This is a genomic window from Nocardia sp. NPDC005745 (assembly GCF_040630775.1).
Classification (GTDB): domain Bacteria; phylum Actinomycetota; class Actinomycetes; order Mycobacteriales; family Mycobacteriaceae; genus Nocardia.
The window spans coordinates 50,176-63,539 of sequence record NZ_JBEXYF010000015.1 but is presented as its reverse complement, the minus strand read 5'-3'; the positions used below and the strand labels follow the sequence as shown (position 1 = coordinate 63,539).

Sequence of the window (13,364 nt, the reverse complement as noted above, 5' to 3'; positions counted from 1 at the left end):
AACCGGGATGTGAGACGGACCATATTCGCCGACACCGAAACTTCGTACAACTTTCGTGCGGTGAGCACATAGAGCGGTCCGGCTCAGAGCGCCGGGTTCGGTCGAAGTACCACCGGTCCGAGCCAGTGCGCGGCCTGCAACGCCAGGTGCAGGTGCAGCGTGCGGTCGTGATCGTCGAAGACGTGGCCGATCAGCTCGATGGCCTGCCCCACCCGGTACTGGACGGTGTTGCGATGCACGGCCAATTCCTGCGCGGCCGCGGCGTAACTGCGGTTGTTGGCGAGGAAGACGCGCAGCGTTTCGCGCAGCCAGAGATTGCGCTGGTTGTCGGTGGCGAGCTCACCGAGGCAGTCCGCCACGTATAGGCGCAGTTCCTCGATGTCACCACTCAGTAGGGCGATGGCCGCCACCTGCTCGTGAGACACCGCCCGTGGCGCGCCGTCTCCGGCGAGCAGCACGAGTTCGCGTACCCGGTCGGCTCGGCGCAGGCTGCGACGGAATCCCTCGACACCGCCGCCGCGCCCCCCGATCGCCACCCGCACCGGCAACGACAGGGCCGACAGCCCGCGCTGGATGGCGTCGACATCGATCGTCAGGTCGCGGGAGACGGAGAACCACATCCGGACCTCGCGTTCGTCGGTCGGCACCAGCAACGCCCGGCGCGGGTTGCCCAACAGCGGCACCAGCGCCGCGCGAACGGCGTCGAGGACGTCCATCGCGGCCCGCGCCGAGAGCTGCGGCTCGGTCCAGGCGTTCACCGCGACGTGGTGGCCGGAAAGGGGATAGCGCAGCACTTGCTCGGCTCGGCCGATGTCGTCGGCCGAGCCGTCCAGCACCCGGGCCACCCACTCCTGGCGCAGGCCGCCGCGGCTGCCCACCCACCGGTCACGTTCCTGTTCGTAGGCGACGCCGACGTGCTCGCACACCCGGTCGATGTATACGGCGGTGCGATTGACGATCCGGATGATGGCCGCCGCGGTGTCCGGGCCACCCAGTTCCACGGCGTAGCGCATCGCGACATCGAGGAACCCGGCATGCCCCACCCGGTAGGCGCGGATCAGCGCGGACAGCGGGACGTCGCGCTGGGCGAGCGTGCGCGCGTACACCAGCGCCCGCGCCGGGGCGTGCACCTCGTGCTCTGCGGCGTCGTTCTGCACAAAGTCCAGCACCGACATCAGGTTGTCGGTGGTGCCCGCTTCGAACAGGCCGCGCAGCCTGGTGTCCGAGTCGAGCGCCGCGACCTGCGCGCGCATGGACGCCGACAACTCGGCGATCAACCGGTCACGATCACGCAGGATCGTCGAGACGACCGAGCGGACCACATCGTCGTCGCCGTCGGTCACACCAGGCACCTCCCTCCGCCCGCTCGGCATCGCGTCCCCAACCTAGCTCGCGCCGGGCGTGTCGGCGCGCGCCGTGGACCGGTGGCTGTCTGCGGGAAGGCGACCGCGCCGGTAGCCTCGGGCGGGGGCGGGCCGAGCGACGAGGAGAGTGCAATGAGTCGTCCAGTTCGTATCGGAGTCCAGCTACAGCCGCAGCACGCGCCGGAGTACCGACTCATCCGCGATGCCGTGTTGCGCTGCGAGGACGCGGGTGTCGACATCGTGTTCAACTGGGACCACTTCTATCCCCTCACCGGCGATCCCGACGGCGCGCACTTCGAGTGCTGGACGATGCTGGGCGCGTTCGCCGAGCAGACCGAGCGGGTGGAGATCGGCGCGCTGGTCACCGGCGGCGGCTACCGCAATCCGGACCTGCTGGCCGATATGGCGCGCACCGTCGACCACATCAGCGGTGGCCGGCTCATTCTCGGCCTCGGCGCGGGCTGGTTCCAGAAGGACTACGACGAGTACGGCTACGAGTTCGGCACCCCGGGCAGCAGGCTGGAGTTGCTGAAGGAGAACCTGGCCCGGATCAGCGCCCGGCTGCCGAAACTGAATCCGCGCCCGACCCGCGACCTGCCGATTCTGATCGGCGGCGGTGGCGAGAAGAAGACCTTGCGGCTGGTCGCGCAGTACGCCGACATGTGGCACACCTTCGCGGACCTGGACGTGCTCGCACACAAGAACAAGGTGCTCGCCGAGCACTGCGCCGCCGTCGGCACCGATCAGGCGCGCATCGAGCGCTCGGTGCAGTGGCCGGGGCTGGAGAAGGCGGCCGCCTTCGTCGACGCGGGCGTGACGACCTTCACCATCGGGGTCAGCGGCCCGGACTACGATCTGGACGCGGTCGCCGCCGCCGTCCGATGGCGTGACGCGGTCAACCCGGAACCGGTCAGCGGCCTGGCCTGAGGACGGATTGCCTGCCGGCTGTCGCGTCGCCGCGTGACGTTCGGATCAGCGTGATCGAAATCTCGGCGGCTACCCCGGCATCGGTTTCCCATGTCGGCGACCCGGGGGTAGCTCTGGAATAGCAGATTTTCGCGGCTAGGGTTGTCCGTCATGGCTGTTGTGCCCGCTGTGCGGTCTCGTGCGTTGATCGCCGTGTTATTGCTTGCCGTCGGTCTCAGCGCGACGGCGTGCGGTTCCGGCTCCGACGACGCGGCCACGGAGCGCAATCTCTGCGCGCCGCCCGGCGTGGCCGCGGCCTCCGCCGCGCCGACCAACCTGGCCTCAGCGGCCGCCGCGGGCAGCGACCGCTACACCACCGCGACCACCGTGCCGCTGAACTCCATCGACGTCTCGAAGCTCGGTTTGATCACGCCCGGCAAGCTCAGCGTCGGCACGCTCTCGGACGCACCGCCGAGCATCTGCGTCGACCGGCAGGGCACGTTCACCGGCTTCGACAACGAACTGCTGAAGGCGATCGGCGCCAAGCTCGGCCTCCAGGTGGAGTTCTCCGGCACCGAGTTCGCCGGGTTGCTCGCCCAGGTGTCCGGCGGCCGTTTCGACGTGGGCTCGTCCAACATCACCACCACCGACGCGCGCCGCCAGCTGGTCGGCTTCACCAACGGCTACGACTTCGGCTACTTCTCCCTGGTGGCGCCGAACGGCAGCGCCATCAACGGGTTTTCCGACCTGAATCGGAGCACTCGGATCGCCGTGGTGCAGGGCACCGTGCAGGACGAGTTCGTGGTGAACCAGCTGCATCTGGACCCGGTGAAGTTCCCCGACTACAACACCGCCTACGCCAACCTGAAATCCGGCCAGGTGGACGCGTGGGTCGCTCCGTCCGCGCAAGCGGAGGGCGCGATCGCGCCGGGTGATGGAATATCAGTCTCGCAGAACACCTTCAGCCTGGACAACTTCGTCGGGTACGCGGTCGCCAAGAACAACCAGCCGCTGATCGACGCGCTCAACAGCGGCTTGGACGCCGTGATCGCGGACGGTACCTATGCCGAGCTCTACACCGACTGGGTGCCCAGGCAGCTGCCCCCCGGTTGGAAGCCTGGCTCCAAAGCCGCGCCCGCGCCGCAGCTGCCGGACTTCGCCGCGTTGGCCGCGGGCAAGCGAACGAATGAGACGCAGCAGAACGCACCGAAATCCACCGCGCAGCAGTTGAAGGACACGTTCTTCGACTGGTCGCTGTATCGCAAGGCTTTTCCCGACCTCTTCAAGACCGGTCTGCCCAATACCTTGATACTCGCGGTGGTCTCGGGTGCGCTCGGCACCGTCCTCGGCATGCTGCTCGCGGTCGCCGGGATCTCGCGGACCCGCTGGCTGCGCTGGCCCGCCCGGGTGTACACCGACATCTTCCGTGGTCTGCCCGCCGTGGTGATCATCCTGCTGATCGGTCTCGGCGTCGGCCCGGTGGTGCGCAACCTCACCGGCAACAACCCCTACTGGCTCGGCGCGGTCGCGCTGGCGTTGCTCGCCTCGGCCTACATCGGCGAGATCTTCCGCTCCGGTATCCAGTCGGTCGAGGCCGGGCAGCTGGAGGCGGCCCGCGCGATCGGGTTCGGCTACCGCCAGGCGATGACGCTGGTGGTGATCCCGCAAGGCGTGCGCCGGGTGCTGCCCGCGCTGATGAACCAGTTCATCGCCCTGATCAAGGACTCGTCGCTGATCTACTTCCTCGGCCTGCTCGCCACTCAGCGCGAGTTGTTCGCCGTCGGCCGCGACCTCAACGCGCAGACCGGGAACCTCTCGCCGCTGGTGGCCGCGGGCCTGGTCTATCTGATCCTCACCATCCCGCTCACCCACCTGGTCAACTACATCGACCGCCGGATGCGGACCGGCAGGCCCGACCGGCCGATCGACCAAGTCGAGGCGGCCACGATCACGGAAGGGCGCGGATAGATGAGTGCCTCCCTCACCGGTACCGGACTGCATCTGACGCTCGGGCACAACCACGTGCTGCGCGGGATCGACATCCACGTGGACGCGGGCAAGACCGCCACCGTCATCGGGCCGTCCGGCTCCGGCAAATCGACCCTGCTGCGGGTGCTCAACCGGCTCTACGAGCCGGATCAGGGCGACGTGCTGTTGGACGGCAAGTCCGTGCTCACCGAGAACCCCGATCGCTTGCGCCAGCGCATCGGCATGGTGTTCCAGCAGTTCAACCTCTTCCCGCACAAGACCGTCGCGGAGAACGTCGCGCTCGGACCGCGCAAGCTGCGCGGCCTGTCCAAGGACCAGGCGCGGGCGCTGGCCATCGAACAGCTGGAGATCGTCGGCCTCGCCGACAAGGCCGATACGCGCCCCGCCAACCTGTCCGGCGGTCAACAGCAGCGCGTCGCCATCGCGCGGGCGCTGGCGATGCGACCGGAACTGATGTTCTTCGACGAGGCCACCTCGGCGCTGGACCCGGAGCTGGTGAAGGGCGTGCTCGCCCTGATGGCCGACCTCGCCTCCGGCGGCATGTCGATGGTCGTGGTGACCCACGAGATGGGCTTCGCCCGCAGCGTGTCGGACACCGTGGTGTTCATGGACCAAGGGCAGGTCGTGGAGACCGGCACGCCCGACGCCTTGTTCGACGACGCGCAGACGCCGCGATTGCAGAGATTCCTCGCGCAGGTGCTCTGAGTCGGCACGCCGTGCCAGCACACGCGAGGCAATCTCGATTGATGCACACCTGCTAATGTATTGGTCATCACGATTCCAGCTATCCGTGCCAGGAAAGAGGGAAATTCGATGACCACAGCACACGCGCAGCACACTGGCCACGACCATGTGCACGGCCCGGACTGCGGGCACACCGCGTTCCAGCACGGCGATCACATCGACTACGCCCACGATGGTCATCTGCATCGCGAACACCAGGGGCACTACGACGAATGCGAGCGGTCGGGGCACACCGAGTGCGCCCAGCATCCGCATCAGCACGGTCCCAATTGCGGCCACGAGGCCGTCCAGCACGGGGACCACGTCGACTACGTGCACGACGGCCACCGCCACGCCGTCCACGACGGTCACTTCGACGAGCACTGACGGCGTCGGTACCCGGTTCTAGAGTCGGGCAGGTGATCGAAGAACTCGAGATTCGCACCGGAGCGGGAACCTTCGACGTACTGGCCGCCGGCTCTCCCGGCGACCGGGAGGTGCTGTTGCTGCACGGATTTCCGCAGGGCGCGCGTGAGTGGGAGTTCCAGCTCGGGGTGCTGGGCGGAGGCGGTTGCCACGCCGTGGCGCCCGATCAGCGCGGATATTCGCCGGGTGTGCGGCCGGAGCGTGCCGCCGAATACCGGCTCGAGGAGTTGGTCGGCGACGTGGTGGCCATCGCCGACGCGCTGGGCTGGGAGCGGTTCGACCTGATCGGGCACGACTGCGGCGCGCTGGTCGGGTGGGCGGTGGCGGCGGAGCTGCCGCAGCGGGTTCGCACGTTCGGCGCGGTGTCACAGCCGCATCCCGCCGCGCTCCAGCAGGCGATGGCCGAGGACGAGGACCAAGCGCAGCGATCCCACCACCTGATCACGCTGCGACAGCCGCGCACCGCGGAGCGAACTCTGCTCGCCGACGACTGCGCCGCACTGCGCCGGATATTCGAGTGGAAGATACCTGAGGAACGTGTGGAGGAGTACGTGCGCAGGCTGGCGCGGCCCGGCGCGCTCACCGCGGCGCTGAATTGGTATCGCGCCATGGATTCGGCGGGTCCGATCGGCCCGGCCAGCGTGCCCACCCTGTACGTATGGGGCACCGAGGACGCCACCATCGGGTCCACGGCGGCGCTGGCCACCCGGAAATACGTTTCCGGCTCGTACCGATTCGAGATGCTCGAGGACGTCTCGCACTGGATTCCGGAGGAGGCGCCCGAGGCGCTGACCCGGCTGCTGATCCAGCACCTGCTCGCCCATCGCGCCTGATGCGTTGGGAACGCGGCCGATCCCGGCGTTTCCCGGACAGGGCGTGCGACCGGACGGAAAGCTGAGTTGGTCGACCACAATCAAGGGAGGTGAACCGTGGACGTCAAGGAAATCAATCGGCGAACCATCGCTGCGTTCCGAGCGGGCGGCGAGATCGACGGCATGCAGCGCGACCGTCTGATCTTGCTGACCACCACCGGCCGCAGGACCGGCGCCCCGTACACCACCCCGTTGATGTACCACCGCGACGGTGACCGCCTGCTGATCGTCGCGTCCAATGTCGGTGCGCCGAAGCATCCCGACTGGTATTCCAACCTGCGGAAGGACCCGCACGTCACCGTCGAGGTGGGCCAGGAGAGCTATCCGGCGCTGGCCACCCCGTTGACCGGTGACGACCGCGCGCGCACCTGGGCGATGCTGAAGAACACCTATCCGTTCTTCGCCGAACACGAAATGGGCACGTCCCGGGTCATCCCCGTGGTCGCACTCACGCGGATGTGACGACGCGGCGAAGCGCTGTGCTGCTCAGCGATGGGCAGCCGCGTCGGCATGGGAAGCCGTCGCATCGGCTCGACGGGCCGCGACCAGGTCGAGCAGAGCGGTCAGGTTGTCCGGGTCGGCGGGATCGACGACGCCCTCCGGTAGGGCCAGTTCGGTGAGCCGTTGTCCCCGATGGAAGGCGGCGGTGCGCAGCGGCGGCGCGTCGTCGGGTTGTCCGAGGATGGTGGCGATGTTCCCGTCGTTGTCGTAGACGGCGTAGTAGCGCATTTGATGGGCTCCTCAGAGGCCGGTCGAGGCGGTCATCCGACTGGTGTTGCGACTTCTCCTGATCAGGAATCGTGATGGCTGACGGCGTTGAAGCTTATCCACACGTTCGATGCTGAGTGTCGGTTTGCGCAGGAGTAGCGTTACCCGTTTTCATTCGAATCTCACGGCATCGCCGCACGTAGACCGGTATATGGAGACCGGTGGGCATGGTTTGCCCGAATCAGGCGCACACGGTAGCGAAGGCTGCCCAGAGCACCGGGGAATGCTCGATCCGGCCGGTGTCGCGCCAAGCGGTCGAGCGGTCGCGCTGCCATGCGGCGAGGGCGGTCACCGGGTCGGGTTGTTCGTGCGCCTCGTCGATGGCGCAGATGGCCTCCTGGAGCGGGAGGGCTTGCGCAGGTGCGCCCGCGACGCGCTGGAAGGCGAAATCGGTGGGCAGCGGCCACCGGCTCGCGGTGACCAGTTCCGCGCCGCCGGTGATCATCGCGGCGGTCAAGCCGAGCGCCTCGCTGAACCGCATGTCGCCGCCGCTCTCACAGGCGATCAGCGCGACCCGGCTCGGCATCGGCCACAGCTGCGGCCCGGCAACGGGATCCGGATGGATGGTGTGCGTGCCGAGCAGCAGGTCCTTGGCCGTGAGCGGCCGGTGCGTGCGCGATGGTTCGGCGAAGCCGACGGCGTCGGCGGTGCAGGCGAGGTGCAATTCGGCGTCCTCGCTGCGGCCGGATTCGGGCGCGGCGGCGGTGACATGCCCGACGTAGATCAAGCGGCTCGCGCCGGCGCGCAAGGCGGCGCCGAGCCAGTCGCGATCGACGTCGGTGCGCCGGAAAGCGTCCACCGGGCCTGCTACCTCGGGCCGCAATCGGTCCTCCGCGAGGTAACGCGCCATCCGCCGCGCGAGCGGAGCTTCGGGGGTCATCCGGCCCAGCACCGAACCGAGCGTCGAATCGGCGCGGAAGCCGGGGATGCGCGGGTCCAGCACCGCGACGATCGGATGCGCGGCGGTCTCGGTCCAGGCGCGTGCGATCCGCCCGGGCGCCTGCACGACGCTCGCCGGGGCGAGCAGGCTGACGTCGGCGATGTCGATCAGCCGGACGTCGCGGTCCGGCGCGATGAGTTCCCACGGCACCTGGGCGACCCGTGGTGAGGGTTGCAGCCGGATATGCGGGCGCACGCCGCGCTGCCACAGCTCGTAGAGCTGCGCGGCCAGGCCGTAGGGCAGCAGTGCTCGAGAGAGCGCCTGTGCCACGGCGTATTCCCGCTCGTAGTCGGCGAACGCGCCGGTGGTGAGGGCCTGCTCGAGACCGCCGGGTTCGGCGGGCCGGGGGAGCGCGTCGGCCAGCAGTCCGACCGCTCGCATCGCCGCGTCTTCCGGAAGCACCCCCGCGCCGCGGGGTGCGCTGTCGTCGACCCACCGCCACGACACGTAGATGTCTCCCGCGTCCGCCATCCGGACGAGCACCGTCGGTCGCGTCATACCGTGAGCACCCGATCGTCGCGGATCACCCGGCCATAACGCTGCTCGGCGGCGGCGATGAACGGCGCGAGTGCGATCCTTCCCTCGGCGGCCAGTGCCAGGCGCGGCGGCGGCGCGACCGGCAGGCCCGCTCCGGCCGCGACTTCGGCCAGGGCGGCGCCCAGTTGCAGGGCGGCGCTGCCGGGATGATCGTTGAATTCCTCCGGCGGGTCGAGTAATTCGAGCGGAAGCCTGGTGGGAGCTTCCCGCTCGGCCCGATCGAGCGCCAACGTCGTCCCCGCGCACTGTGTTTCGACCAGGTCGGCGACGAGGACGCCATTGCCGGAAAGGTAGGCGAAGCGAAACGCCAACCGCATCGCCGGGTCGGCGATCTGCCGGTTCCATTGCTCGCGCTGCGTGCCGTTCGGCAAGGTGTGGCGCACGGCGTCGATGGCCAGTGCGGCGGGAACGGCGATTCCGACGGCACGGGCGAGCATCTCCGCCTGCGGCGATTCGGTCGCGCCGATCGCGCCTTCCAGGAGCGTCGCGTGCCAGAAATCGAGCTGGGCACAGTGCAGGCCGAGGCCGCGCTCGGCATAGATCGCGAACGCCGTGGCGAGCAGTTCCTCGCACTCGCCCACCCGCCCGGACCGGAATGCCACGGTGGCCGAGCGAATACGCACGTCCGCGGCGTCGAGCACGGCTTCGGATGCGACGAAGTACGCCAGGCTGCGCTCGTAGAACTCCCGCGCGCTCGCCAGATCACCGCGGCCCTCGGCGAGAAATCCCATGGTCTTGAGGCCGATCCCGGCTCGGTGCCCGAGCCCGGCCTGCTCGAAATACTCCTGGCTGGAGCGCAGCGGCGCCTCCGCCTCGTCGTACCGCTCGACGCGGACGAGCATGGTGGCGAGGTTCTGTTCGGTCTCGGCGACGGCGTTGCGATCACCCGCCGACTCGAACGCGGCGAGCGCCTGCCGCGCGAAATCGACGGCCAAGTCGCGGCGGCCGGTCTCGAAGTAGGTGGCGGCGAGATTCATCAGTGGGTGGCCTGCCAGCCGCGGCGCGAAACGTTGGGCCGCCTCCAGCGATTCGGTGGCCAGTTCGGCGGCGTAGGCCCAGTTCTGCCGGTGCAGAGCGACGGCGGTCAGGGAGAGCAGGCAGGCCACGCGCAGCACACCCAGGTCGGTGTCGGTGTTGTCGGCGAGCAAGGCGCGCGCCTGCTCGAGCGCCGCCTGCGCCGCGTCCAGCTCGCCGAGATGCTGGAGCGCCTGCGACATGTTGACCAGGGCATTCGGGCGCAATCGCGGGGCGTGCTCCGGCATCTCGGCCAGCGCCGAGCGGTAGAGGGCCAGCGAGGCGGCGTGGTCGCCGAGTTCGTCGGCCATGCTCGCGGCGTTGATGATCGCGCCGAGCCTGATGTCGCCGGTGGTTCGTTCGGCGGCGTCCTCGAAGAGGCGCTTGGCCTCGGCCGGGTCCCCGCGGGTGTACGCCGCTGCGCCCGCGGCGAGCAGTTCGCGGCCGTCGTCCGGAGTCTGCTCGGCCATGTCAGAAGTCCGAATCCGATGCGGCGGCCGCGATTTCCGCCAGCAAGAGGGATTCGACGGGATTGCCGGACGTGTCGTCCGCGCGGTGCAGCCGCGCCGTGACCAGGTCGCGAATCCGCGCGCGTCGGGTCGCCGCGTCCGGCTCCTGTTCGTCCACGCCGACGCCGGGAACGTAGACCCGCACGGTCACGCCCGCTTCCGCACCGGCCGGGGCCGTGGTCTCGGCGCGCCACAGGTCGCCCTCGCGCAGCAGCGGCACGTCGGCGGCGTCGGTCGTGGTGCGAATCCCGGCGCGGGGACGCAGATGCGCAGGCACCTCCGCGGGCGAGAGCGGCGCGGCGACCGCGCTCACCCGCACGATCGTGGTCCCGGCCTCGCGCACCACTTCCCAGGACACGGCGCGTTCGGAAGCGTCGAGCAGGCCCGGTGGGCAGCGCTGCCAGTCCCAGCCCGCGGTGCCCCTGGCCAGGACGAGAGCGCCGGGCGCGACGGTCGCGGCCGGTCCGGCGGCCAGCGCGTAGTCCTCCGCGCGGCCGAGCGCCGCGGTTGCCGTGGGCTGTTCGGTGACCGCGTCGGCGCCGTCGATGATCAGGTCGCATTCCTCGCTCAGCGCGGTTATCTCGTCCTCGAGCAGCCCCTCGTCCAGCGGGGCGATGCCGTCCAGGATCGACGCGGGCCACCACCGTGCCGCCCAGCGGGCGTAACCGAGCCGCCAGGCGCGCGCGGCGAGGTCCGGCAGCGCGGGCTCGGCCGGGTATTCCCCTTCGTCGCCGGTTTCCGCGAGGGCGAGGGACACCTCCGGGCCGTACACCGCCCAGATCCACTCCTGCGCGAGGTCGAGGTCGTCGAGGACCGCCGCCGGGGTCACCTGCTCGCTGAGCAGGCTCCAGGTCAGGTGCCCGCCCGCCACCTCGAGCACGAGCACGTCCACCCCGGCCCGGTCGTCCACGACGGTCGGGGCGTCGTCCGGCGCGATGATCCACAGGTCGTCGCGGCGGCGGATACGTACGGTCGTGCTCATCAGCTCGCCTTCGATTCCGCCGTGTCCGGCTCACCCGCGTTCACCCGCACACTCAGCGCCCGCTTGACCCGCGTGCGATGGTCCAGGATGACCGAACGCGCCACACCGTCGAGCAGATCCCACAGCTCGTCCGGTTCGTGGATCGGGAACTCGCGAACATCCCTGCCGTGCAGGCGGACCCACAATCGCCGCAAGTAAGGCTGCCACGGCGTGATCAGTTCGGCGGCGATGGCGGCCAACGGGCCGGTGGGCGGCTCGGCGGACACCACCAGCCGCCGAGCCTGCAACACATACGCTTCGCGCTGCCAGCGGCTGTTGACCACTTGATGTGCCGTGGATCGCGTTGCGCCCGTGTCTGTTTCGGCCAGACGCAGACGCGGTCGGCCCGTCGACGGTTCGCGGCGGTGCTCGATGGGCGCCAATCCGGTCGCCAGCGCGGTTCCCGCCGTCGCCGCCACGCGCAGCGACTCGTCCAGCAGCGCCCACGGTGCGCAACTCCGGGCGATCTCGGCGTCGACCAGCTCGGGGATCGGCGGCAGCTCCGCGCGTTCGGTGGACGCTTGCAGCACGGTGAACACCCGCTCGTACACGGTGCGATCGAACGGACGCCCCAGGGTCGATTTCGAGGCCGAAGCGCCGATCGCGGGGCGCAGCGGCACCGGATGCGCGGTCAGTCCCAGTTCCTGAGCGGATGCGTCCTGCCACAGCCGGATTCCGGTGTGCGTACCGGCATGGGCCGCGACCAGCCGGTCCAGGGTCCGCTGTCCGTCGGCGTCTTCGCCGAGCCGTGCCGCCGCACAGGCTTCCAGCAGCTCGTCCACCTCCGTGTCGTGCTCTGCGCCCGCCGGGCCGGTGAGCGGACGCCGCCGCCAGGCCAGCTCGAGCAGCCCGGCCAGCTCCCGTTCCCTGGTGTGGTCGGTGAGGTACTCCTTCAGCGCCTGCGTGGTGCGTCCCGCGGTGTACTCGTGGATCTCGCGCAGTGCGTCCTCGGCGACCGCGCGCGCCCGTGCCGGATCCGGCATGCCCGCGGTGGTCGCCAGCTCGAAACAGCGCTGGAAGTACAGGTCCTGCGGGTGCCCCTCGGTGATCCGCAGCGTCCGCCGCACCTGCTTGAGCACCGTGAACCACGCCGCCGTCGCGCGCAGCGCATCGGCCGCCGCCTGAATGCGTGCCTCCAGCAGCACCGCTCCGTCGGCCGTCAGGATCGGCCCCGCGCACAACGGATGCTGCACGGGCCGGATCACCAACGGGTCGAGCACAAGCTTCACCGTCCGGCGCAGCGGACCCCCGTGCGGACCGCTCAGCGGCTCGACCCCATCGAGCCTGCGCCACACCTCGTCGAGCACCATGGCGCGCGGTCGTCGCATTCGAGCAGTGTATTTGCCGCGACCTCGTCCCGGCGTGTTCACGGCCGACGCATAGAAACCGGAGTGCAGTTACTTCGAACTGTGTGTGGCGTACCACACACCGTCGAATTCGCCGCCTAAGGTCTGACTCGGTCCGCCCATCAGGGGCAGCTGAGTGGAGGGATTCGAAGATGAAGTTCGAGAAGATCACCGCTGCCGTTTTCCTGGCCGTCTCGGCCTTGGGCATCACCGCGGCGACCGCCCATGCGGAGCCGGCCGTGGCGGAGCGGCCGACCGCGGAAGTCACGACCTCCGGTGTCGATCATGGGATCGACTACCAGATCACCGTTTCGCCACTCGACAGAGTCGTTACCGCCACCGTCGAGAACGGCAAGTTCGAACTCGCCCAGAACGGCGCGGTGGTGCTCGAGTCCGGCGACGGAGCGGTCGTGGCCGAAGTGCCGCAACGGTTCGCCGTCGACGGCCGTTCGATCGCGGCTGCGCAGTACATCGCTGCGGACGGCCGCACCCTGACGCTGACCCCGACCCCCACGGCGGAAGGCATCGCGCAACTGAAGGACATCAGCTCCTACGACCGGCTCAAGGAGCAGATCAACAAGAACCTGCCCGGCGTCGTCACCGGCGCCATCGTAGGCGGCCTCCTCGGGGCGTGTGTGATCCTGATATGGGGCGTCAGCATCCCCGTAGGCGCGCTGATCGGCGCAACCGTCGGCGGCTACGCCATGGGCGGCCCCGAGTTCCTCGACGCCGTACAGGCATTCGTCGCCAATCAGGGCAGGTGAGATAGCGGGCGGGCGGCGGTGGCCGGAGATGCGCAACCGCCCCGATCGGCGGCCGTGCGTGGAGGTCGCTCGTCGGAACCGCCCCGCGCCCGCGTAACCGCCTCGGATCCACTGGGTCGGCGGTGATCTCGCAGTGTCAGGTGGCGCGCCGCTGACGGGGGCTTCCACTTCGACAACCCTTGGTT

At 69.5% G+C, this 13,364-nt stretch carries 13 protein-coding genes; 7 read left to right on the top strand and 6 right to left on the bottom strand.

Annotated features, from left to right (window positions below):
• Window positions 1-83: 83 nt before the first annotated feature.
• Window positions 84-1,343: a helix-turn-helix domain-containing protein gene (locus ABZ420_RS17695; RefSeq protein WP_357123525.1), complete on the bottom strand. Its 1,260-nt coding sequence runs from the start codon at window positions 1,341-1,343 to the stop codon at window positions 84-86.
• Window positions 1,344-1,496: 153 nt separating this feature from the next.
• On the opposite strand from ABZ420_RS17695, the gene ABZ420_RS17690 reads away from it, so the two are divergent.
• From ABZ420_RS17690 to ABZ420_RS17665, 6 genes are all read left to right on the top strand, one after another.
• Window positions 1,497-2,291 (top strand): LLM class F420-dependent oxidoreductase, encoded by a 795-nt coding sequence (locus tag ABZ420_RS17690; RefSeq protein WP_357123522.1) that lies wholly within the window; start codon window positions 1,497-1,499, stop codon window positions 2,289-2,291.
• A gap of 150 nt (window positions 2,292-2,441) precedes the next feature.
• The gene (locus ABZ420_RS17685; RefSeq protein WP_357123519.1) at window positions 2,442-4,238 is read left to right on the top strand and encodes an ABC transporter substrate-binding protein/permease; all 1,797 of its coding nucleotides are present in this window, start codon (window positions 2,442-2,444) and stop codon (window positions 4,236-4,238) included.
• Window positions 4,239-4,964 carry an amino acid ABC transporter ATP-binding protein gene (locus tag ABZ420_RS17680; RefSeq protein ID WP_062975790.1) on the top strand — a complete coding sequence of 242 codons (726 nt, stop codon included), beginning with the start codon at window positions 4,239-4,241 and terminating at the stop codon, window positions 4,962-4,964. It abuts the gene before it with no gap.
• Between the two features lie 108 nt (window positions 4,965-5,072).
• The gene (locus ABZ420_RS17675) at window positions 5,073-5,369 is read left to right on the top strand and encodes a hypothetical protein (RefSeq protein ID WP_357123516.1); all 297 of its coding nucleotides are present in this window, start codon (window positions 5,073-5,075) and stop codon (window positions 5,367-5,369) included.
• Window positions 5,370-5,401: 32 nt separating this feature from the next.
• Entirely contained in the window at window positions 5,402-6,241 is an 840-nt protein-coding gene (locus ABZ420_RS17670) for an alpha/beta hydrolase (protein WP_357123513.1), read from the top strand.
• A gap of 96 nt (window positions 6,242-6,337) precedes the next feature.
• A complete protein-coding gene (locus ABZ420_RS17665; protein WP_040871157.1) occupies window positions 6,338-6,742 on the top strand; it encodes a nitroreductase family deazaflavin-dependent oxidoreductase in 405 nt (134 codons plus the stop codon).
• A 24-nt stretch (window positions 6,743-6,766) separates the two neighbouring features.
• On the opposite strand, the gene ABZ420_RS17660 is transcribed toward ABZ420_RS17665, so the two are convergent.
• From ABZ420_RS17660 to ABZ420_RS17640, 5 genes are all read right to left on the bottom strand, one after another.
• Window positions 6,767-7,009 carry a hypothetical protein gene (locus tag ABZ420_RS17660; RefSeq protein WP_357123510.1) on the bottom strand — a complete coding sequence of 81 codons (243 nt, stop codon included), beginning with the start codon at window positions 7,007-7,009 and terminating at the stop codon, window positions 6,767-6,769.
• A 220-nt stretch (window positions 7,010-7,229) separates the two neighbouring features.
• Window positions 7,230-8,486 carry a CHAT domain-containing protein gene (locus ABZ420_RS17655; RefSeq protein ID WP_357123507.1) on the bottom strand — a complete coding sequence of 419 codons (1,257 nt, stop codon included), beginning with the start codon at window positions 8,484-8,486 and terminating at the stop codon, window positions 7,230-7,232.
• Window positions 8,483-10,009, bottom strand: coding sequence for a tetratricopeptide repeat protein (locus ABZ420_RS17650; protein ID WP_357123504.1), 1,527 nt, complete (start codon window positions 10,007-10,009; stop codon window positions 8,483-8,485). The genes ABZ420_RS17655 and ABZ420_RS17650 overlap by 4 nt, the downstream gene beginning before the upstream one ends.
• Window position 10,010: 1 nt before the next feature.
• Window positions 10,011-11,030, bottom strand: coding sequence for a hypothetical protein (locus ABZ420_RS17645; protein WP_357123501.1), 1,020 nt, complete (start codon window positions 11,028-11,030; stop codon window positions 10,011-10,013).
• Complete coding sequence (locus ABZ420_RS17640) at window positions 11,030-12,379, bottom strand: hypothetical protein (protein WP_357123812.1); 1,350 nt, start codon at window positions 12,377-12,379, stop codon at window positions 11,030-11,032. The genes ABZ420_RS17645 and ABZ420_RS17640 overlap by 1 nt, the downstream gene beginning before the upstream one ends.
• A 188-nt stretch (window positions 12,380-12,567) precedes the next feature.
• Between ABZ420_RS17640 and ABZ420_RS17635 the strand changes: the two genes are divergently transcribed.
• Window positions 12,568-13,179: a hypothetical protein gene (locus ABZ420_RS17635; RefSeq protein WP_357123498.1), complete on the top strand. Its 612-nt coding sequence runs from the start codon at window positions 12,568-12,570 to the stop codon at window positions 13,177-13,179.
• The last annotated feature ends 185 nt before the right edge of the window (window positions 13,180-13,364 follow it).